Annotated in this window: 22 protein-coding genes; 14 read left to right on the top strand and 8 right to left on the bottom strand. The window is 70.6% G+C overall.

Annotated features, from left to right (window positions below):
- Positions 1–544, top strand: a 544-nt coding sequence (locus tag FIF60_RS19795) for a GNAT family N-acetyltransferase (RefSeq protein WP_239451728.1), incomplete at its 5' end; no start/stop codon positions are given.
- Here the strand turns inward: FIF60_RS19795 and FIF60_RS19790 are convergent.
- Entirely contained in the window at positions 528–818 is a 291-nt protein-coding gene (locus tag FIF60_RS19790) for a sulfurtransferase TusA family protein (RefSeq protein WP_144300017.1), read from the bottom strand. The two genes, FIF60_RS19795 and FIF60_RS19790, sit on opposite strands and share 17 nt — an antisense overlap.
- An 89-nt stretch (positions 819–907) precedes the next feature.
- On the opposite strand from FIF60_RS19790, the gene FIF60_RS19785 reads away from it, so the two are divergent.
- The 3 genes from FIF60_RS19785 to FIF60_RS19775 all read left to right on the top strand — a co-directional run bounded on the left by FIF60_RS19785 (position 908) and on the right by FIF60_RS19775 (position 3,054).
- Positions 908–1,330: a MucR family transcriptional regulator gene (locus FIF60_RS19785; protein ID WP_144300016.1), complete on the top strand. Its 423-nt coding sequence runs from the start codon at positions 908–910 to the stop codon at positions 1,328–1,330.
- A 207-nt stretch (positions 1,331–1,537) separates the two neighbouring features.
- Positions 1,538–2,098 (top strand): Fur family transcriptional regulator, encoded by a 561-nt coding sequence (locus FIF60_RS19780; RefSeq protein ID WP_144300015.1) that lies wholly within the window; start codon positions 1,538–1,540, stop codon positions 2,096–2,098.
- Positions 2,099–2,172: 74 nt separating this feature from the next.
- Positions 2,173–3,054: a GNAT family N-acetyltransferase gene (locus tag FIF60_RS19775; protein ID WP_144300014.1), complete on the top strand. Its 882-nt coding sequence runs from the start codon at positions 2,173–2,175 to the stop codon at positions 3,052–3,054.
- A gap of 40 nt (positions 3,055–3,094) precedes the next feature.
- On the opposite strand, the gene FIF60_RS19770 is transcribed toward FIF60_RS19775, so the two are convergent.
- Positions 3,095–4,699 (bottom strand): peptide chain release factor 3, encoded by a 1,605-nt coding sequence (locus FIF60_RS19770; RefSeq protein ID WP_144300013.1) that lies wholly within the window; start codon positions 4,697–4,699, stop codon positions 3,095–3,097.
- Positions 4,700–4,853: 154 nt separating this feature from the next.
- Between FIF60_RS19770 and FIF60_RS19765 the strand changes: the two genes are divergently transcribed.
- From FIF60_RS19765 to FIF60_RS19735, 7 genes are all read left to right on the top strand, one after another.
- Complete coding sequence (locus FIF60_RS19765) at positions 4,854–5,855, top strand: lysophospholipid acyltransferase family protein (RefSeq protein ID WP_144300012.1); 1,002 nt, start codon at positions 4,854–4,856, stop codon at positions 5,853–5,855.
- Positions 5,856–6,017: 162 nt separating this feature from the next.
- Positions 6,018–7,460 (top strand): tRNA (N6-isopentenyl adenosine(37)-C2)-methylthiotransferase MiaB, encoded by a 1,443-nt coding sequence (gene miaB, locus FIF60_RS19760; RefSeq protein WP_144300011.1) that lies wholly within the window; start codon positions 6,018–6,020, stop codon positions 7,458–7,460.
- Positions 7,457–8,554 carry a PhoH family protein gene (locus FIF60_RS19755; protein ID WP_204251261.1) on the top strand — a complete coding sequence of 366 codons (1,098 nt, stop codon included), beginning with the start codon at positions 7,457–7,459 and terminating at the stop codon, positions 8,552–8,554. Before miaB ends, FIF60_RS19755 begins: the two co-directional genes overlap by 4 nt.
- The gene (gene ybeY, locus FIF60_RS19750) at positions 8,538–9,038 is read left to right on the top strand and encodes an rRNA maturation RNase YbeY (RefSeq protein ID WP_144300010.1); all 501 of its coding nucleotides are present in this window, start codon (positions 8,538–8,540) and stop codon (positions 9,036–9,038) included. Before FIF60_RS19755 ends, ybeY begins: the two co-directional genes overlap by 17 nt.
- Complete coding sequence (locus FIF60_RS19745) at positions 9,035–9,925, top strand: hemolysin family protein (RefSeq protein WP_144300009.1); 891 nt, start codon at positions 9,035–9,037, stop codon at positions 9,923–9,925. The genes ybeY and FIF60_RS19745 overlap by 4 nt, the downstream gene beginning before the upstream one ends.
- 36 nt (positions 9,926–9,961) lie before the next feature.
- Entirely contained in the window at positions 9,962–11,581 is a 1,620-nt protein-coding gene (gene lnt, locus FIF60_RS19740) for an apolipoprotein N-acyltransferase (RefSeq protein WP_239451727.1), read from the top strand.
- A gap of 191 nt (positions 11,582–11,772) precedes the next feature.
- Positions 11,773–12,234 carry a helix-turn-helix domain-containing protein gene (locus tag FIF60_RS19735; RefSeq protein ID WP_144300008.1) on the top strand — a complete coding sequence of 154 codons (462 nt, stop codon included), beginning with the start codon at positions 11,773–11,775 and terminating at the stop codon, positions 12,232–12,234.
- A 35-nt stretch (positions 12,235–12,269) separates the two neighbouring features.
- Here the strand turns inward: FIF60_RS19735 and FIF60_RS19730 are convergent, their stop codons facing one another.
- Positions 12,270–12,740 (bottom strand): DUF2244 domain-containing protein, encoded by a 471-nt coding sequence (locus FIF60_RS19730; protein WP_158639317.1) that lies wholly within the window; start codon positions 12,738–12,740, stop codon positions 12,270–12,272.
- 104 nt (positions 12,741–12,844) lie between these two features.
- Here FIF60_RS19730 and nth point away from each other — a divergent pair, with 104 nt between their 5' ends.
- Positions 12,845–13,591 carry an endonuclease III gene (gene nth, locus FIF60_RS19725; RefSeq protein WP_408869878.1) on the top strand — a complete coding sequence of 249 codons (747 nt, stop codon included), beginning with the start codon at positions 12,845–12,847 and terminating at the stop codon, positions 13,589–13,591.
- On the opposite strand, the gene FIF60_RS19720 is transcribed toward nth, so the two are convergent.
- The gene (locus FIF60_RS19720; protein ID WP_144300006.1) at positions 13,570–14,433 is read right to left on the bottom strand and encodes an AraC family transcriptional regulator; all 864 of its coding nucleotides are present in this window, start codon (positions 14,431–14,433) and stop codon (positions 13,570–13,572) included. The two genes, nth and FIF60_RS19720, sit on opposite strands and share 22 nt — an antisense overlap.
- A 130-nt stretch (positions 14,434–14,563) precedes the next feature.
- On the opposite strand from FIF60_RS19720, the gene FIF60_RS19715 reads away from it, so the two are divergent.
- Together FIF60_RS19715 and FIF60_RS19710 are read left to right on the top strand one after the other, a co-directional pair.
- Positions 14,564–14,764: a hypothetical protein gene (locus FIF60_RS19715; protein ID WP_144300005.1), complete on the top strand. Its 201-nt coding sequence runs from the start codon at positions 14,564–14,566 to the stop codon at positions 14,762–14,764.
- A gap of 3 nt (positions 14,765–14,767) precedes the next feature.
- Positions 14,768–15,370 (top strand): disulfide bond formation protein B, encoded by a 603-nt coding sequence (locus tag FIF60_RS19710; protein ID WP_144300004.1) that lies wholly within the window; start codon positions 14,768–14,770, stop codon positions 15,368–15,370.
- A 1-nt stretch (position 15,371) separates the two neighbouring features.
- Here the strand turns inward: FIF60_RS19710 and FIF60_RS19705 are convergent, their stop codons facing one another.
- The 4 genes from FIF60_RS19705 to gshB form a co-directional block, all read right to left on the bottom strand.
- Entirely contained in the window at positions 15,372–16,364 is a 993-nt protein-coding gene (locus FIF60_RS19705; protein ID WP_158639316.1) for a tripartite tricarboxylate transporter substrate binding protein, read from the bottom strand.
- A 46-nt stretch (positions 16,365–16,410) separates the two neighbouring features.
- Positions 16,411–16,953, bottom strand: a complete 543-nt coding sequence (locus FIF60_RS19700; protein ID WP_144300002.1) for an MOSC domain-containing protein — start codon at positions 16,951–16,953, stop codon at positions 16,411–16,413.
- Positions 16,954–16,961: 8 nt separating this feature from the next.
- Positions 16,962–17,657, bottom strand: coding sequence for an aquaporin Z (aqpZ, locus tag FIF60_RS19695; RefSeq protein WP_144300001.1), 696 nt, complete (start codon positions 17,655–17,657; stop codon positions 16,962–16,964).
- 252 nt (positions 17,658–17,909) lie between these two features.
- Complete coding sequence (gene gshB, locus FIF60_RS19690) at positions 17,910–18,860, bottom strand: glutathione synthase (RefSeq protein WP_144300000.1); 951 nt, start codon at positions 18,858–18,860, stop codon at positions 17,910–17,912.
- Positions 18,861–19,020: the final 160 nt, after the last annotated feature.

Genomic DNA, 19,020 nt, shown 5'->3' with positions numbered 1-19,020 from the left:
CGCTTGCGCCGCTTCCGCTCTACTTGGACGCGCCGGCCGCACGGCCGGCCGCCGGCCTCCGCCCCGCACCGGCGGCGTGAGTCTCGCGCTCACCGAGGCCGGGCCGGAAGCTGCCGCCCTTCTCGCGGCTCTGCACGAGGCCGGGATCGGCGCCGCCGGCCCCGCGTGGGACGAGGCCGCCTTCGCCTCCCTGCTCAGCCAGCCCGGCCGGCTGGCGCTGATCGCCTCTGCGGGTGCCGAGCCGGTCGGGCTTCTCCTGCTCGGCCTCGCCGCGGACGAGGCCGAGGTGCTGACGCTCGCCGTCGTGCCTGCGGCCCGGCGGGGAGGCGTCGGCAGGGCGCTTCTTGGCCGGGCAGCGGACGTCGCCGCCGGTCGTGGCGCGCGGCGGATGTTCCTCGAGGTCGCGGAACGGAACGCCGCTGGCCGCGCCCTCTACGCCGCAGCCGGGTTCAGCGAGATCGCACGGCGCCGGGCCTACTACGCCCACGCCTCGGGGCGGCAGGACGCCCTTGTGCTTGCGCGCGCGCTCAGCCCTTCTTCCTGAGCGTCAGCAACCAGGGGTCGCCCTCGCCCTCCCGGCCCGGCGTCTCGGGAGCGAGCGAGACCACTGTGTGGCCGAGGTCCCGCGCGCTCCTGGGCACGTTGGCGAGCGGTTCGCGGCCCTTGAGCCGCACTGTCAGCACCGCGCCGGGGGCCGAGCGGTCAAGCAGAAGCCGAGTGCGTACGAAGGTCATCGGGCAGATATCGGCCGTGATGTCGAGGGCGATATCTGCAGCGTCGATTGCCGATTTCCGAACGTCGTCTGAATTCGCCGTCATCACGACCCCTTCGTGCCAAGACGATCGTTGCAGAATCCAGTTGCGACGTCTATACAGCGCCCAGGCCGACAACAGAAGGTATGATGCCAATGCAGGCAGATGGCTCGGAGTCCAATCTTCTCGAACTGACGGCCGAGATCGTCTCGGCACACGTGAGCAACAACAGCGTTCCTCTGTCGGATCTTCCGGGTCTCATCCAGCAGGTGTACGCGACGCTGTCCGGCGTGGGCAAAGTTCCGGCCCCCGCCGAGAAGCCGCAGCCAGCCGTTCCGGTGAAGAAGTCGATCCACCCCGACTACATCATCTGTCTCGAGGACGGCAAGAAGCTGAAGATGCTCAAGCGGCATCTGAAGACGGCCTACAACATGACGCCCGAGCAGTATCGCGAGCGCTGGCAGCTCCCGCCCGACTATCCGATGGTCGCGCCGAACTACGCCAAGCACCGGTCGAGCCTCGCCAAGAAGATCGGCCTCGGCACCAAGCCGCGGTCCTCCGGCGGCCGCCGCGGCTGACGGCAGGGCCCCAGCGGGCGCGGGGCCGGTCCCCGCCCCGCTTGGCGCGACGGAATGTCTCGACGTCCGGTCCGGGCGGGCGGCCTGGCCGAGGCTTCGGGAGCCGCTCTAGGGTGCGGCGCCGCTTCTCTGCTATAGGGACGCGCGGGCAGCCTGGGGCATGAGCGCGATGCGCGACGCGTCCAGGCCCGCCAGCGAGGAGGGCCGATGGAAAGCCGGATCGAGCGGCTGTGTATCGAGAGCGGCGTGAAGATGACCGGCCAGCGCCGCGTCATCGCGCGCGTGCTGTCCGACGCGACCGACCATCCGAACGTCGAGGAACTCTATCGCCGCGCCACGGCGATCGACCCCCGCATCTCCATCGCCACCGTCTACCGCACCGTCCGCCTCCTCGAGGAGAAGGGCATCCTGGAACGGCGCGATTTCGGCGAGGGCCGGGCGCGCTATGACCCGACGGATCGCGGCCATCACCATCATCTGATCGACGTCGAGACCGGAAAGGTGATCGAGTTCGAGGACGAGGAGCACGAGGCGGTGGTCAAGCGCATCGCCGCGCGCCTCGGCTTCACGCTGGTCAGCCAGCGGCTCGAGCTCTTCGCGCGCCGCCAGCCGACGGAAGCCGCCTCCGACCTCTCCCGCACCGATGCGATGCGGCAGGACCAGGCGGAGAAGGCGACGCCACGCGGGGCCGCCCGCAAGCCGGCGAGGCCAGTTCCCGTTGCCCGCGCCCGCCGCGCGCCGCCGCCGCGCGGCACCGGCCAAGGATGAACGCCCCGGGCCGCGCGCCCGGGTCGGACCGACGACGACACCCGGCTTGCCGGAACGAGGCAGAGGGGGCCGCCATGACGAAGGACGTAAGACTGCCGATGAGCGACACGGTGCCGCCGCGGGCAGACGACCCCGGCTTCGGCGAGATCCGCGCCCAGACCATGGGCGTGCGCCTCGCCGTCGCACCGTGGGAGCTCGATGCCGCGCAGGCGCTGCGATACCGCGTGTTCTACGACGAGATGGGCGCGCACCCGACGCCGGCGATGGCCGCGACTCGCCGCGACGCTGACAGCTTCGACGGTGCGGCCGACCACCTCCTCGTGATCGACCATGCCCGAGGCGAAGGGCCGGAGACGGTGGTCGGCACGTACCGCCTGCTGCGCCGCGGCCCGGCAACGCGGGTGGGTGGGTTCTACTCCTCCGCCGAGTACGACATCGCCCCGCTTCTCGGCTTCGACGGCGAGGTGCTCGAGCTCGGCCGGTCCTGCGTCGATGCCGAGTACCGGACGCGCGGCACGCTGCAGCTTCTCTGGCGCGGCATCGCGGCCTATGTGTTCAAGCACCGCATCGACCTGATGTTCGGCTGCGCCTCGCTTCCCGGCACGGACCCCGAGGCGCTCGCCGCGCCGCTCACCTATCTCTGGCAGAACCATCTCGCCCCGCCCGCGCTGCGGCCGCGTGCCCTGCCAGGCCGTTACGTCGAGATGAACCGCCTGCCAGCCGAGGCGATCGACCCCCGCGCGGTGCTGGCGGAGCTTCCGCCGTTGATCAAGGGGTATCTCCGCCTCGGCGGCTTCGTGGGCGACGGCGCGGTGATCGACGAGCAGTTCAACACCACCGATGTGTGCGTGGTGGTGAAGACCGATCTCGTGACCGACAAGTATTACCGCCACTACGAACGCCGCCTCCGCGACGCCCTCGATGCGGAGGGTAGGGCGCCGGCGGAGCCGGTGTAGACGGACTCGCCGACCGCCGACGTCGGACAGGCGTCGGGCGTCAATACCGCTCCCGCGTCGCGGCGAACTTCAGGCTTGGCCAATCCTCCATCGCGCGGTTGAGCTGCCACCGGCTCGGCGCGAGGAACACCGGCTCGCCGTCGCGGTCCTCCGCCACGTTGCCCCTGTGCCGCTCCACGAAGCGGGCAACCTCGCCCTTCTCGCCTGACACCCAGCGCGCCGCCTCCGCCCCGCCAGGCTCCAGCGTGATGGCCACGCCGTACTCGGCTTGCATCCGGCTCCTCAGCACGTCGAGCTGCAGCTCGCCGACGACGCCGACGAACCAGTCCGACCCCAGCTTCGGCCGCAAAACCTGCACCACACCCTCCTCGGCCAGGTCCTCCAGACCTTTGCGCATCTGCTTGGCCCGCATGGGGTCGGCCAACACCACGCGGCGCAGGATCTCGGGGGCGAAGTCGGGCAACCCGGTGAAGCGGATCGGCGAGCCCTCCGTCAGCGTATCGCCAACGCGAAGCGTGCCGTGGTTCGGGATGCCGATGATGTCGCCGGGGAACGCCTCCTCGGCGAGCTCGCGGTCCTGCGCGAAGAAGAACATCGGGTTCTGCACGGCGAGGGACTTGCCCGTGCGCGTGATCGAGAGCCGCATGCCGCGGCGGAACCGGCCTGAGCAGAGGCGGAGGAAGGCGATGCGGTCACGGTGGTTCGGGTCCATGTTCGCCTGGACCTTGAACACGAAGCCCGTCGCCTCCGGCTCCTCCGGCGTCACGGCCCGGGGCTCGGCTGGCTGCGCGCGCGGCGGCGGCGCGAGCGCGGCGAGGCCGGCCAGAAGCTCCGGCACGCCGAAGTCGCGCAAGGCCGACCCGAAATAGACCGGCGTCAGGTGCCCCTCGCGATAGGCCTGCAGGTCGGGCGCAGGGCAGGCGGCTTCCGCGAGCGCGATCTGCTCGGAGAGCTCGGCGCGCACATCGTCGCGGAGATGCTGGGCCAGCGCCGCATCCTCCACCCCTTCGGCCTCGACGGCGCGGGCATAGCCTGCCGTGCCGTCGGCGCCGGGAAGGAGCAGCCGTGTGTTGCGGATGTCCCAGAGCCCGCGGAACTGCTGGCCCATCCCGATCGGCCAGGTCATCGGCGCTGTGTCGAGCGCGAGGGTGGAGGCGATCTCGTCCATCAGGGCGAAGGGGTCACGCCCCTCCCGGTCGATCTTGTTGATGAAGGTGATGATCGGGATGTCGCGCAGCCGGCACACCTCGAACAGCTTGCGCGTCTGGCTCTCGATGCCCTTGGCCGCGTCGATCACCATCACGGCTGAGTCGACCGCGGTCAGCGTCCGGTAGGTGTCCTCCGAGAAGTCCTGGTGGCCTGGCGTGTCGAGCAGGTTGAAGGTGATGCCCTCGCGCTCGAAGGTCATGACCGAGGATGTGACGGAGATGCCGCGCTTCTGCTCGATCTCCATCCAGTCCGACCGCGCGCGGCGCCGCTCGCCGCGGGCCTTCACCTCGCCCGCGAGCCGGATGGCCCCGCCCGCGAGCAGCAGCCGCTCGGTGAGCGTCGTCTTGCCCGCGTCGGGGTGGGCGATGATGGCGAAGGTGCGTCGCGCGAGCGCCTCCGCCGCGTGCGGCGGGGCGTTGGTCAGGGTGTCGGTCATGCCGAGGGAGTGACGGGGTGGGCCGGCTGCGTCAAGGCATCTCGGGCGGAAGCGCCCTCCGCCGGCGCGGGTGAGGCACCGCTGGCGCCCCCACATGGCGGCTCGCCGGCCCACCCCACTTGCCCCCCGCCCGCCGATCCGCCATGTCCCACACATGTCCCCGAAGCGGCTTGCCGTCCGGAAGTTCCGCACCTCGATCATCCGCCCCCCCGCGAGCACGGACTGGCGCGAGCGCATGGCGGAGGCGGAGCGCGAGATGGCGAAGGACTTCGCCGAGGCGCGCTCCTTCTCGCAGTGGCGGCAGGTGCGGGCGGCGCGGCGGCTGTTCCTCATCACGCTCTGGACGTTCCTCTGCATCCCCGTGCAGGCCGGGGCGGTCTGGGCCATGCCGATGGTCGGCCGCCGCCCGGCGGTCGCCATCGCCAAGGCCTACCACGCCGTGCTCTGCCGCATTGCTGGCATCCGCCTCGCCGTGAAGGGCGCCGCCCCCGCTACATCGCCGACGCGCCCTGTCGTGTTCGTCTCGAACCACGCCTCCTGGGCCGACGTGCTGGTGCTCGGGGCAACGCTCGAGGCCTGCTTCGTCTCGAAGGCGGAGGTCGGCACCTGGCCGCTCATCCGCACCGTCGCGCGGCTCGGCCGCACCGTGTTCGTCTCCCGCCGCCGCACCGAGACGGGGCGGGAGCGTGACGCGCTCGTCTCGCGCCTCGCCGCGGGCGACAGCATCATCCTCTTCCCGGAAGGCACGACGAGCGACGGAACCCGCGTCCTGCCCTTCCGCTCCGCCCTGCTCGGCATGGTCGAGACCGGGCCGGAGGCGAAGGACCCGCCCATCGTCCAGCCCGTCTCGATCGTGTTCGACAGGCTCGACGGGCTGCCGGTCGGGCGCACGAACCGCGCGCATTTCGCCTGGTATGGCGACATGGCGATCGCCAGCCACGCCTGGCAGATGCTCTCCCGGCGCTCCTCCGGCGCAACCGTGCTGCTGCACCCGGCGCTGGACCCGAGGCAATTCGCCTCGCGCAAGGCCCTGACGGAGGCGGCGTTCGAATGGGTGGATTCCGGTGCGGCAGCGCTCAGGCAGGGAAGGCCAGGGGCGGCAGCGTCGCCAACTCTTCATGCGCCCGAGGCCGAGCCGGCCCCGCGTGCGGCTTGACATGGGCCGGCCCGCTATGGCGTCACTTGCAGCAGAAAGGAGAGGTTCGCGCACTTGAGAGATCCCGTCCGCGAGGACGCCGCATCCCTGATCCCCGATCGGAACCGTCCGGAAGGACCCTCCGCGGGAGACGCGCGACCCCCGAGCCCCCGAAGCACCGCGATGACTGACACGCCCGAGCCCGCAAAGCGCCTGCTGGTGCGCACCTGGGGCTGCCAGATGAACGTCTATGACAGCGCCCGGATGGCGGACGTGCTGGCCCCCCTCGGCTATGGCAGCACGGGAGAGCTCGAGGGGGCGGACATGGTGGTGCTGAACACCTGCCATATCCGCGAGAAGGCCTCGGAGAAGGTGTTCTCCGAGCTCGGGCGGCTGCGCCTGATGAAGCAGGCCCGCGCTGCCGAGGGGCGGCGGATGATCATCGCCGTCGCCGGCTGCGTGGCGCAGGCCGAGGGCGCGGCGATCCTCGAGCGCGCGCCCTTCGTCGACATCGTGCTCGGGCCGCAGGCGACGCACCGGCTTCCCGCCCTCGTGCGCCGCGCCGAGGCGGGCGAGCGCGCGCTGCTCGACACGGAGTTTCCGCCCGAGGACAAGTTCGACGAGCTTCCCGAGGCCACGATCCCTCAGGGCCTGACCGCGTTCCTGACCGTGCAGGAGGGCTGCGACAAGTTCTGCTCCTTCTGCGTGGTGCCCTACACACGCGGGGCGGAATACTCGCGGCCTGCGGCGTCCGTTCTCGCCGAGGCCAGGCGCCTCGTGGCGCAGGGCGCGCGCGAGATCACCCTACTCGGGCAAAACGTGAACGCCTATCACGGCGAGGGGCCGGACGGGTCCACCTGGCGGCTGTCGCGGCTGATCCGCGCGCTCGCCGACATCGATGGCCTCGCCCGCATCCGCTACACGACCAGCCACCCGCGCGACTTCATGGACGAGCACGGCGGGGACGTGGAGCTGATCGCCGCGCATCGCGCGGTTCCGCAGCTCATGCCCTTCCTGCACCTGCCAGTGCAGAGCGGGTCGGACGCGATGCTGCGCGCGATGAACCGCCGCCACACGGCCGATGACTTCCTGCGCATCGTCGATGCGCTGCGCGAGGCGCAGCCCGACCTCGCGCTGAGCTCGGACTTCATCGTCGGCCATCCCGGCGAGACGGAGGCGGATTTCGCCGCGACCATGGCGCTCGTCCGCCGCGTCGGCTTCGCCTCGGCGTTCAGCTTCAAGTTCAGCGCGCGGCCAGGCACGCCGGCGGCGGAGCTTGAAATGCGCGTACCCGAGGCGACCAAGGACGCCCGGCTTCTCGAACTCCAGGCACTGCTGCGGGACCAGCAGGCTGCCTTCAACGCGTCCCTCCTGGGGCGCGTCATTCCCGTGCTCATCCTCGAGCCCGGGCGACACAAGGGGCAGATGGCAGGGCGCAGCCCCTGGCTTCAGCCCGTGCATGCGATGCTTCCACCAACCCTGGCTGGAGAGATCGTTCCCTTGCGCATCACCGCCGCCCACCCGAACAGCCTCGCCGCAGAGGCGACGTCCGCGACGCCTCTCGACGCACCAGCGCCGGCCATGCCGGAGCGCGCGATGCCACTTCTTCAAGCGGCTTCCGCATGAACCATGTGCCGCAATCGGCCTCAGGCATGGCCGACACGCACGTGACGCTGCACCTCACCTTCGACGAGAACGCGCTCCTGCCCCTGCTCTTCGGCGAGCATGACAGGCACCTCGCGCGCATCGAGCACAGGCTCGGCGTGCGGCTGTCGAGCCGGGGCAACCGCGTCGCCGTCGCAGGCCCAGCGCGCCAGGCGCACGCAGCGCGCACGGCGCTCGAGGCGCTCTATGGGCGGCTCAAGCACGGCGAGGTGGTCGGCGGCCCGGAGGTCGATGGCGCCGTGCGCATGGCCGCGCACGCTGCCGAACGCAACGGCGAAGGCGGCGAGGAGCCGCGCCTGCCGCTCTCCGACATCCCCTCGATCCGCACGCGGAAATCGACGATCGGCGCGCGCACGCCGGCCCAGGCCGGCTACATGGAAGCGCTCGCCGCGCACGACCTCGTCTTCGCGCTCGGGCCTGCCGGTACCGGCAAGACCTACATCGCCGTTGCCCAGGCCGTTGCGATGCTGGCGACGGGACGCGTCGAGCGCATCGTGCTCTCCCGCCCCGCCGTCGAGGCGGGCGAGCGGCTCGGCTTCCTGCCGGGCGACATGCGCGAGAAGGTCGACCCCTATCTCCGCCCGCTCTACGACGCGCTGCACGACATGCTGCCGGCGGACCAGGTGGCCCGGCGCATCGCCAATGGCGAGATCGAGGTCGCCCCGCTCGCCTTCATGCGCGGCCGCACCCTGTCGCATTGCTACGTGATCCTCGACGAGGCGCAGAACACCACGCCCGTGCAGATGAAGATGGTGCTGACGCGGCTTGGCGAAGGCGCGCGCATGGTGGTGACGGGCGACCTAACGCAGGTCGACCTTCCCGCGGGAACGCGCTCGGGCCTCGCCGACGCGCTCGACACGCTCGAGGGCGTGGCGGGCATCGGCGTCGTCCGGTTCTCCGAGCAGGATGTCGTGCGCCACCCGCTCGTCGCACGCATCGTCGAGGCCTATGGCCGCCGCGCCGTAGCCGAGCGCGAGACGCGCAGGCGCACCCCCGCGGTGCAGCCCGGCGGCCAGGGCACCGCCACCGAAGCGACCGATGGACCCGGGAAGTAGTCGCAGCCCCGGCCGCGCGCCCGCAGATGCAGGGCAGCGCGGACCGGGGCTCACCCTCACCCTCGCCGAACCGCGCTGGCGTGCGGCGGTGCGGGGTGTCGAGGCGCGCGCGCGGCGCGCCGCGGCGGCGGCGATGCGGGCGGCAAAGGTTCGCGGCCGCGTCTCGCTCCTGCTCGCCGACGACGTGACGCTCGGAGGGCTGAACGCGCGCCACCGCGGCAAGGGCTACGCCACCAACGTGCTTTCCTTCCCGGATCGTTCCGGAGGGGGTGATGTCGCGATCGCGCTCGGCGTGCTGCGCCGCGAGGCCCGCGCCGCCGGCGTGCCGCTTGCCTCCCATCTCGCCCATCTCGTGGTGCACGGCACGCTGCACCTCGCCGGGCGCGACCATGACACTGACCACGCGGCCCGGCGCATGGAACGCGAGGAGGCCGCCGTACTGCGCCGCCTCGGTGTGCCAGACCCCTATCGGAGCGGACGATGAGCAACGACGGATCGATCCCACGCCTGATCGAGAAGCTTCGGCGTCTCGTCGGCCGGCGGAACGACGAGGCGCTGCGCGAAAGCCTCGAGGAACTGCTCGTTCAGCGAACCGAGGAGGCGGGCGAGGGCGAGGAGCCTCCGCCGCCGCTCGACCCGCAGGAGCGGTTGCTCATCTCCAACGTGCTCCGCCTTCGCGGCACGACGGCCGATGACGTGATGGTGCCCCGCACCGACATTGTCGCCGCACCCGCGACGCTGAACCTCGACGAGCTGACGCGCCTGTTCCAGCGCGAGGGACATTCGCGCGTGCCGATCTTCCGCGAGACGCTCGACGACATCGTCGGCATGATCCACATCCGTGACCTCTTCGCCGCGCGTGCTGGCACCGCGCCCTTCGCGATCGAGGACCTGCTGCGCAAGCCGCTGTTCGTTCCGCCCTCGAAACCCGTGCTCGACCTCCTGCGCGAGATGCGCGCCTCGCGGATGCACATGGCGCTCGTGGTGGACGAGTACGGCGGCATCGACGGGCTCGTGACCATCGAGGACATCGTCGAGGAGATCGTGGGCGACATCGCCGACGAGCATGACGAGCCGGACGCGCCACTCGTGATGGCGCGGCCCGACGGCTCGCTCGACATCGACGCGCGCATGCCTGTCGAGGAGTTCGAGCGCCATGTCGGCCCGCTGCTGACCGAGGCCGAGCACGAGGCGGAGATCGAGACGGTGGGCGGGCTCGTGCTCTCGCTTGCTGGGCGCGTGCCGATCCGCGGCGAGACGATCGCGCACCCCTCCGGCCTCTCCTTCCGGGTTCTCGACGCCGACAGCCGCCGCATCCGCAAGCTCCGCGTCACCCCGCCCGCACCTGCGCCGGAGCAGGACGCGGCATGACCGCGTGAACTGACCACCACGCCACCGTCACTTGCGGTGGCAGCGCACACCCGTCACCGTGCGGCCGCCGTGAAGCCCTCGCTGCCTTCCCGCATCGCCACGCATCTCCGCACCCGCGAAGGGTGGCGCGCGGGCGTCACAGCGTTCGGGCTCGGCGGCCTCGGCGCGCTCGCCTTCGCGCCGATCCACGCGCTTCCCGTTCTCTGGCTCGCCCTGCCCGGCCTCGTGATCCTCGCCGAGAGCCGCCGTAGCCTCACGCGGGCCTTCTTCATTGCCTGGGGCTGGGGGCTCGGGCATTTCGTCGTCGGCCTCTATTGGATCAGCCACGCGCTGATGACGGAGGCGGAACGGTTCGCCTGGCTCGTGCCGATCGCGGTGCCGGCCATCTCGGCCCTGCTGGCGGTGTTCATCGCCATTCCCGTCACCCTCTCTCTCTGGTTCCCGCGCGGCTGGCCGCGCGTTCTCGGCCTCGCCGCGCTCTGGACGCTCTGGGAGATGGCGCGCGGCATCGTGCTCACGGGGTTTCCGTGGAACCTGATGGGCTCGGCCTGGGCGTTCGGCTCGCTTCCCGTCCAGGGCGCGGCGTGGATCGGCGTGCACGGGCTGTCGCTTCTGACCGTCATCCTCGCGCTGCTGCCGCTCGTCTGGTCGCGCCGCGCAGCGATCACGGGGGGCGCGATGCTCGCGGGCGGCTTCGCCTTCGGGCTCGCGCGGCTCTGGCCCGCGGAGCCCGCTCCCGCGCCGGTGGCGCTCCGCATCGTCCAGGGCAACATCGCGCAGGGCCACAAATGGCGTGACGATCTTCGAGCCGCGCATTTCCGGCACTACCTCGCGCTTACCGCATCCGTGCCGCCGCCCTCGCCCGAGGCAGGAGAGGGCCAGGTGATGGTGATCTGGCCCGAGACCGCCTCGCCCTATCTTCTTGCGTCAGACCTCACGGCCCGCGGCTTCGCCGCCGATGCGCTCCCCGATGGCGCTGTGCTGATCGCCGGCACGCCGCGGCTCGAGCGCATGCCCGAGGGCACGACCCCGCCGGTGCGCGTATGGAACAGCCTCGTCGCGCTCGACGACGAAGGGGCGATCCTCGCGACCTACGACAAGCACCACCTCGTTCCCTTCGGCGAGTACGTTCCGCTTCGCACCGTGCTGCCGATCGAGACGATCGTTCCCGGCAATCTCGACTTCTCGCGCGGCCCCGGCCCCCGCACCGTCGCGCTCGGCCCCGGCGCGCAGCAGGGGAGCGTGCCGCCCTTCTCGCCGCTGATCTGCTACGAGGTGATCTTTCCCGGCAACGTCACCGCGCCGGGCGACCGGCCGGGCTGGCTGCTGAACCTCACCAACGATGCGTGGTTCGGCATCTCCTCCGGCCCGTTCCAGCACCTCGCGGCCGCGAGGCTTCGCGCCGTCGAGGAAGGGCTGCCGCTCGTGCGCGCGGCCAACACGGGCGTGTCGGCGATCTTCGATGCGCGGGGTCGGACGGTCGCTTCCCTCGGGCTGGCGCAGACAGGGGTGATCGCCGCGCCGTTGCCGAGCCCGCTCGCGCCAACGCCCTTCTCCCGCCTCGGTCTGAGCCTTCCTCTGGGGCTCACCCTCCTGGTGCTAGGGGGCGCGATCGCACTCCGCATACGGTTGCGCGATTCCCTAGCCGACGTCTAAAAAGTACATGCATCTTCTCTTCATGATTCACATCTATCGTGACATGGATCACTGTTGACGCGCGTTGGTTGTATCGTTTACACATTCTTTAGGGGTGCTAGGGGCAGGACCCGCAGCGTGGCCCAGAAGGGGGTGCCGGTCGCATGGTAGACGGGAACGCTGGGTCGCTTGGCAGCAAGGGGGTTGCTTCCATGGCGGATGAAAGTGTTGAGCGCGTGGACCGGGAAAGCCGGCCCAGCCCGATTGACGTACATGTCGGAAGCCGTATTCGGCTTCGCCGCACCCTGCTCGGAATGAGCCAGGAGCGCCTGGGGGAGGCGCTTGGGCTCACGTTCCAGCAGGTGCAGAAGTACGAGCGCGGGGTGAACCGGGTGGGCGCATCGCGCCTGTTCGATCTCGCCCGCGTTCTCGATGTGCCGATCAGCTTCTTCTTCGACGACATGCCCGAGCCTCTGGCCCGCGAGTATGGCGGGGCGGCCGTGCGCCGCGCCGTCGGGTTCTCGGAGTCTCAGGACAGCTTCGACGACGACACGCTGCACCGGCGCGAGACGCTCGAACTCGTGCGCGCCTATTACCGCATCACCGATCCTTCGGTGCGCAAGCGCGTGTTCGACCTGATCAAGTCGCTCGCACCGGTCGACAACCCGAGCTGACGGCCCGAGCTGACGGCACGGATCAGCCGTCGGGCTCAGCAGAAGGCCGGTTGCCGCCAGCGCGCGAGCGCCTGCTCGAGCGCGGCGGCGAGCTCGGCCCGCTCCTCCTCCGTGAGGAACGCGCCGACGGCAAGGGTGCGCCCGTGCGAGGCGAGCTGCACGTGCCCCGCACGCGCGCCATCGCCCTTCTGAACGGCGACGCGCAGCCAAGCCGGCTGCAGCCGCACCTCGGCGCGGCGGCCGCGCCTGTCGATGCGCGTGACGGTGAGGCCTTCCGAGTCGAGCAGGAGTTCCTCGCGCGCGCGCCCCGCCTGGTGGTGCAGCACGAGAAGGAGCACCGCGCCGGCGATCTCGACGCCGACGAAGCCCGCCACAGGCCAGGCGCCGAGCACCAGGAACAGTGCCGTCGTGACCACGGCGAAGGCGCAGAGCAGGCCCGCCGCCCAGGCGAGACCGCGCGCGCCGAGGCTCCGCTGCGCCGTCAGCACGGCATGAAACTGCGGCACCCCGTTTCCGCCTTCCGCCATTGCCGCACGATATGGCGCGCGCCGCGCCGGCGCCAAGCACCGCGCCCTTGCCGAAGCCTGCGCCCTTGCGCATGAAGCGGGGCATGACGGAGCTTCCAAAGAAACCCCGCACACGCCCGGTGCGGCCCACCGCGCGGCGGATGCCGGCCGCCGATGTGGGGCCGTTCATCGCCGCGCTCGCCGCAGCCAACCCCGCCCCGCGCACCGAGCTGCACTACGACACGCCGTTCCAGCTCCTCGTCGCTGTCGTGCTGTCCGCGCAGACGACCGATGCGGCGGTGAACAAGGTGACGCCCGCGCTGTTCACCGCGGGCCCGACGCCCGAGGCCATGGCAGCGCTCGGCGAAGCGGGCATCGGGGGCCATATCCGCTCGATCGGGCTCTGGCAGGCGAAGGCGAGGAACGTCGCGGCCCTCGCGCGCCTTCTCGTCGAGCGCCATGGCGGGCAGGTTCCGGGCGACCGCGAGGCGCTCGAGGCGCTTCCGGGCGTGGGGCGGAAGACGGCGAACGTGGTCCTGAACGTCGCCTTCGGGCAGCCGACGATGGCGGTGGACACGCACATCTTCCGCCTCGGCAACCGCACCGGCCTCGCGCCGGGAAGGACGACCCGTGCGGTGGAGGACCAGCTCGTCAAGCGCATCCCGCAGGAGTACCTCCGCGATGCGCATCACTGGCTGATCCTGCACGGACGCTACGTGTGCAAGGCGCGCACGCCCGAGTGCTGGCGGTGCGTGGCCGCGCACTGGTGCCGGTACGGCGCGAAGACGCCCGCGCCGGATGCACGCGGCACCCAGGCGCGGGCACGGCCTCAGCCCCGCAACGGCAGGTAGACCGCGGTGAGCCATTCCGAAGGCGGAAGCGCCTTCGGGTCGTTCAGATACTCCTCGAAGCACGGCAGGTCGGCCGGCTCCTCCCCGCTCGCGGGAAGCCAGGTCCCGTAGAGCCAGCGATAGGGCGCCTCGAGCTCGGCATAAGGGCCCTTGAAGGTGAGCACGGCCGCGCGCGTCGGGGCGATGGCGGCCGTCGTCACCGGGCCGTCGACGGCAACGCCGTCGGCAATGGTGAGGCAGGCATCGGAGCGGAGCTTCGCCTCCGGAACGGTGCCGGGCTCGTCGTGGTAGATGCCGAAGAAGCGCGTGCCGGCAGCGATCAGGCCCCGCGCGCCGGCCCAGGCGGTCAGCCTGTCGAAGGCCGTGCCCATCTCCGAATAAGGGCCGACATGGCGGATGGCGGCAAGCCGCGCGCCGGGAAACTGCGCAAGCGTAACGTCGTGCATGGTGCTGTCCTCGTTGTGGCTTCGATGCACTGCAGGAACGCCGATGCCCCCTGAACGCCTGTAGGCTGCCGGGCTCATGCCGTAGGCGGCGCGGAAGGCGCGACCGAAGGCGGGCTGCCCGGCATATCCCGCCCGCGTCGCGATCCGGGCAAGCGGCAGCCCCCCGCGCACGAGCTCGCCCGCGGCACGATGCAGAAGCATGCGACGCGTCGTCTCCGCGATCGTCTCGCCCATCGCCGCATGCCAGATGCGGTGAAAGTGAAACGGCGAGAAGGCCGCGACGGACGCGAGGGTGTCGAGGCCAGGCTGCTCGTCGAGACGGTTCGCGAGGAAGTCCAGCGCCCGGGAAAGGCGCTCGGCGTGTCGTTTGGCGGTTGTCGAAACGTCAGGTGGCATCGGTGTTCCTCCAGCGCCGCGGGTTATCGCCGAGGCCGCTGTGCATGGTTTGCGAAACTTGTGTCCGATGCCGATGCGGGATCACACTCCTGTGCCGGGCATCGAACCAGACGGAAGGCTTCGCAGCGCCATGATGCTCATCGTCTTCGCCGCCATCACCCTTGCCCTCGTGCTCGACTATCTCGGCCTCCGCCGCCTCGCCATCGCGAGCCTCTCGGCCTGTTTCGTGCTCGCAACCGTGCTGTTCGTCTGGGAGGTCTACAGCCCGGAATACGGGCTCCGCATGCCGTGGCTCCAGGGCGCGCTCGAAGCGATCGCGAAGGGGGCATGAGCCATGCTCGCATCCGACGAGCTCCTCGGCACCTCGCGGAAGGACCGCGCGCTCGCCTTCCTCAACTACCTCTACTTCGTCGCCGTCATCGGCGTCGTCTCCGCCATCCTGATCACCGCGATGGTGATGCAGTACGCGTTCGGCGAGATTCCCTGCCCGCTCTGCCTGCTGCAGCGCGTGGCGCTGTTCGGGATCTGTTTCGGCGTCATCGCGAATTTTCGATCCGGCTTCAGCTACCGGAATACCGGGCTGACGCTCCTTTTCGCGGTACTCCTGCTTCTGATCGCGGCGCGGCAGACGCTGCTCGACATCTATCCGCGGCCCGGGCACGAGTACATCGGCACGGCGGTGCTGGGGCTGCACATGCCTGTCTGGTCGGTCATCATCGCGGTCACGATCATTGGGGCCTATGCGCTGAAGCTCGCCGTCCTCGGCGGCGACGAGGAACTCACCGACATCCGCATCGAGGCCTTCCCCTCACTCGGGCACATCGCGCGCTGGCTCGGCCTCACCGTCATCGTGCTCGCGCTGATCAACACGGCATCCGTCGCGGTGCAGTGCGGCTTCGCGCAATGTCACACGATGGGGTACCAGCTGCTGCAGTGAGCTACCCCGCGCCGATGCTGGCCTCCCGGCCGAGCCGCACGTAGAGCTCGTACTGGGCGCGCATGAACTCCGTCGTTTCCGCGCGGCCGAGTACGCGGGGGATGTTGCCGATGCGCTCATGCCCGGCGTTCCACTCGGCATCGTCCTTCAGCGCGGCGAGCGTCGCGCTCCACTTCGCCACCACCTCGTCCGGCAGTCCCGGCGGGCCGACGACGGCGTTCCAGCCGACAAGGTTCTCGAGCACCGGCATGCCGGCTTCCTTCGCCGTCTGCACGCCGGCGACGCCAGGGTACTTGTCGGGCACCGTCACCATGATCGCGCGCATCGTCCCCGCCGAGAGGCCAGGTGCCGCCTCGCTCATGTTGAAGGAGGCGAACTGCACCTGGCCGCCGATCACCGCCGTCAGCGTCTCGGCCCCGGAACGGAATGGGATCTCGACGGCGGAATCGACCGGCAGGCCACCCGCCCAGAGGAACATCTTCGAGGCGAGGCCGATCAGCGAAAGCGGGCCGGAGGAGGAGTAGTTGAGCTGGCCCGGCCGGGCGCGGATCGCGGCGAAGAGGTCCGCCGCGGTGCGCCAGGGCGCGTCGGCCTTCACGCAGACGCAGAGCGCGTTCACGTCGGAAAGGCCGACGATGCTGAACTCGTCCCACTTGTAGGGCGTGGTGCGCGGCTCGAGCGCCGGGCTGATCGTCGCCGGCGCGCCGCGGCTCATCAACATCGTGTAGCCATCCGCCCGCGCACGACGCACATGCTCGGTGCCGACGACGCCGGAGGCGCCGACGCGGTTCTCGACGACGATCGTTTGCCCCAGATGCCGCGCGCCGTGGTTGGCGAGAAGCCGGGCGCCAAGGTCGGTTGCCCCGCCCGCCCCGAAGCCGACGACGAGCGTGACGGTGCGCGAGGGATATCCTTGAGCGATCGCGGGCCGGGCGAGTGGCGCGGCGGCAAGCCCGGCGATGGCAGCGCGGCGGCCAAGGCGGAATGCGGGCATCGGATGTTTCCTCCCGGGGTCGTTTCGGGGAGGATAGGCGGGCGCGTCAGACGGGCGCCAGCGGAACCTGCGGGCCGTCGGGACGCGTGACCGTGATGGCATCGCCCGGCCGCACCACGCCGCCCTCGCGCACCACCGCCATCACACCGGCCTTGCGGATCAGCGAGCCATCCGCCGCCCGCCCGAGCGTCGCCTTCATCAGCCCCTTCGCGAAATCGTCGAGCTGATAGCAGGGGTTGCGCAGGCCGGTGAGCGCGACGGTCGCGCTGGCGCCGAGACGGAGGATCGTGCCCGCGGGCAGAGCGAGCAGGTCGAGCCCGCGCGTCGTGACGTTCTCGCCGATGTCGCCCGGCTTCAGCGCGAAGCAGAGCGGCGCGAGCTCCTCGAACAGCTCCGCATGGAGGAGATGCACCTGGCGCAGGTTCGGTTGCGTGGGGTCACGCGCGACGCGGGAGCGGTGCTTCACCGTCTCGCCCGCATGCGCATCGCCCGCGACGCCCAAGCCGGCGAGCAGCAAGATTTCGGCCGCAGCCTGCTTGCTGAACGCGTGGCCGGGACCGGACGCGACGGCGAGGATCGTTGGCTGCACCCCCTGACTCAGCGCGCGTCGTCGGGCGACAGCATCTTGTAGCTGAGGCCTGCAAGTGCGGCGCCGATCAGCGGCGCAACCCAGAAGAGCCAGAGCTGCTGGATCGCCCAGCCTCCGACGAACAGTGCAGGGCCGGTCGATCGCGCGGGATTCACGGAGGTCTGCGTCACAGGAATGCTGATGAGGTGGATGAGGGTGAGGCAGAGGCCGATGGCGAGCGGCGCGAAGCCGGCCGGCGCGCGGCCGTGCGTCGCGCCGAGGATGACGAAGAGGAAGAAGAACGTCATCACGATCTCGGTCACGATGCCGGCGGAGAGGCTGTAGCGGCCGATGGAGTGTTCGCCGTAGCCGTTCGCCGCGAAGCCTGCCGAGACGTCGAACCCCGCCTTGCCGGAGGCGATGACGAAGAGGATGCCGGCAGCGGCGACCGCGCCCGCCACCTGTGCTGCGATGTAGCCGGGCGCCTCCGAGGCCTTAAATCGCCCCGCGACTACGAGGCCGACCGTGACGGCAGGGTTCAGGTGACAGCCGGAGATGTGGCCGATCGCATACGCCATGGTGACGACCGTGAGCCCGAACGCGATCGAGACGCCGAGGATGCCGATGCCGAACTGCGGGAAGGCGCCGGAAAGAACCGCACTTCCGCAGCCGCCGAGCACCAGCCACAAGGTGCCGAGGAACTCGGCTGTAAGCTTCTTCGACATGGCACACGATCCCCGCTACCGGCGACGCGCGCCGGGGTTGGCTGTGATTGGAGAGATTGTGCCGTCTCCCGAGGACGGGCCGCACGTTATGCCCCGCGCCATTACCGTGATCAAGCCTTCGCCTTACCGAAACGAGTCATCCGCGGTCAGCCAACACGCAACGAGGCGGTTCTACCGTCTGCGTCTGTCGGTCCTTGACGGGATCGTCGTGTCGCTGACCGTGCTCGCCGTCTCCGGCCGGGCGCGGCGTGACTAGCCTCCCCGCCGCGCCTCGATGGCGTCCCAGATGTCGGCTTCGAGGTTCACGCCGTCGAAGCGCGCGACCTCCTGCAGGCCCGTCGGCGAGGTCACGTTGATCTCGGTGAGGAACCCGCCGATCACGTCGATGCCGACGAAGATCAACCCCTGCTCCTTCAGCGCAGGCCCGATCGCGCGGCAGATCTCCCGCTCGCGGTCGGTCAGCGTCGTCGGTTCGGGGCGGCCGCCGACATGCATGTTCGAGCGCGCCTCGCCTTCCGCCGGAACGCGGTTGATCGCGCCCAGGGCCTCGCCGTCGACAAGGATGATGCGCTTGTCGCCCTTCCGCACGTCCGGCACGTAGCGCTGGATGACGAGCGGCTCGCGTGACCGTTCCGTGAACAGTTCGAGCAGCGCGTTGAGGTTGCTGTCGTCGGGCTTCACATGGAACACGCCCGCGCCGCCGTTGCCGAACAGAGGCTTGAGGATGATGTCGCCGTGCTCTCGTCGGAACGCGGCGATCTGCGCGGGGTCTGCGGTGATCAGGGTCGGCGGCATCAGCTCGGGGAAGTGGGTGACGTAGAGCTTCTCCGGCGCGTTGCGCACCGCCGCGGGGTCGTTCACCACCAGCGTCCTCGGGTGGATGTGCTCGAGGATGTGGGTGGCGGTGATGTAGGCCATGTCGAAAGGCGGGTCCTGGCGCATCAGCACCACGTCCATCGTGCCGACGTCGAGCTCCTCCCACGCACCGAACGTGAAGTGGTTGCCGTGCTCGCGGCGAAGCTGGAGAGGCCGCGCGCGGGCGAGCACGCGCCCGCCCGACAGCGCGAGATGCCGCGGCAGGTAGTGCCAGAGCCTGTGGCCGCGTCCTTGAGCCTCCAGCCCGAGCACGAAGGTGCTGTCGGCGTCGATGTTGATGCTCTCGATCGGGTCCATCTGGATCGCGACGGAAAGGGAGCGGGTCATGCGCGTGTTCCTCGGGCAATCCGGCCGGGCGCGACCTTGGCCGCGCCGGCGCGGCCGCGCAAGTCGCCGGGATCGGCCACGGCCTGCGCCCCCTCAGCCGCGAAGCGCGGCCTGCGCGACGCTCTCGCGGACCGAGGCGGCGAAGCGCGCGGCCGTCGCC

This window comes from Elioraea rosea (genome assembly GCF_007644105.1).
In the GTDB taxonomy this organism is placed as follows: Bacteria; Pseudomonadota; Alphaproteobacteria; order Acetobacterales; family Acetobacteraceae; genus Elioraea_A; species Elioraea_A rosea.
Note: the sequence above shows the minus strand (reverse complement) of the source record. Positions and strands in the feature narration are given on the sequence as shown.

Bases quoted from the DNA above. Each gene is read 5' to 3' on its own strand.
- FIF60_RS19790 (WP_144300017.1), bottom strand. From the start codon at position 818: ATGACGGCGAATTCAGACGACGTTCGGAAATCGGCAATCGACGCTGCA.
- FIF60_RS19785 (WP_144300016.1), top strand. From the start codon at position 908: ATGCAGGCAGATGGCTCGGAGTCCAATCTTCTCGAACTGACGGCCGAG.
- FIF60_RS19780 (WP_144300015.1), top strand. From the start codon at position 1,538: ATGGAAAGCCGGATCGAGCGGCTGTGTATCGAGAGCGGCGTGAAGATG.
- FIF60_RS19775 (WP_144300014.1), top strand. From the start codon at position 2,173: ATGACGAAGGACGTAAGACTGCCGATGAGCGACACGGTGCCGCCGCGG.
- FIF60_RS19770 (WP_144300013.1), bottom strand. From the start codon at position 4,699: ATGACCGACACCCTGACCAACGCCCCGCCGCACGCGGCGGAGGCGCTC.
- FIF60_RS19765 (WP_144300012.1), top strand. From the start codon at position 4,854: ATGTCCCCGAAGCGGCTTGCCGTCCGGAAGTTCCGCACCTCGATCATC.
- miaB (WP_144300011.1), top strand. From the start codon at position 6,018: ATGACTGACACGCCCGAGCCCGCAAAGCGCCTGCTGGTGCGCACCTGG.
- FIF60_RS19755 (WP_204251261.1), top strand. From the start codon at position 7,457: ATGAACCATGTGCCGCAATCGGCCTCAGGCATGGCCGACACGCACGTG.
- ybeY (WP_144300010.1), top strand. From the start codon at position 8,538: ATGGACCCGGGAAGTAGTCGCAGCCCCGGCCGCGCGCCCGCAGATGCA.
- FIF60_RS19745 (WP_144300009.1), top strand. From the start codon at position 9,035: ATGAGCAACGACGGATCGATCCCACGCCTGATCGAGAAGCTTCGGCGT.
- FIF60_RS19735 (WP_144300008.1), top strand. From the start codon at position 11,773: ATGGCGGATGAAAGTGTTGAGCGCGTGGACCGGGAAAGCCGGCCCAGC.
- nth (WP_408869878.1), top strand. From the start codon at position 12,845: ATGACGGAGCTTCCAAAGAAACCCCGCACACGCCCGGTGCGGCCCACC.
- FIF60_RS19720 (WP_144300006.1), bottom strand. From the start codon at position 14,433: ATGCCACCTGACGTTTCGACAACCGCCAAACGACACGCCGAGCGCCTT.
- FIF60_RS19715 (WP_144300005.1), top strand. From the start codon at position 14,564: ATGATGCTCATCGTCTTCGCCGCCATCACCCTTGCCCTCGTGCTCGAC.
- FIF60_RS19710 (WP_144300004.1), top strand. From the start codon at position 14,768: ATGCTCGCATCCGACGAGCTCCTCGGCACCTCGCGGAAGGACCGCGCG.
- FIF60_RS19705 (WP_158639316.1), bottom strand. From the start codon at position 16,364: ATGCCCGCATTCCGCCTTGGCCGCCGCGCTGCCATCGCCGGGCTTGCC.
- aqpZ (WP_144300001.1), bottom strand. From the start codon at position 17,657: ATGTCGAAGAAGCTTACAGCCGAGTTCCTCGGCACCTTGTGGCTGGTG.
- gshB (WP_144300000.1), bottom strand. From the start codon at position 18,860: ATGACCCGCTCCCTTTCCGTCGCGATCCAGATGGACCCGATCGAGAGC.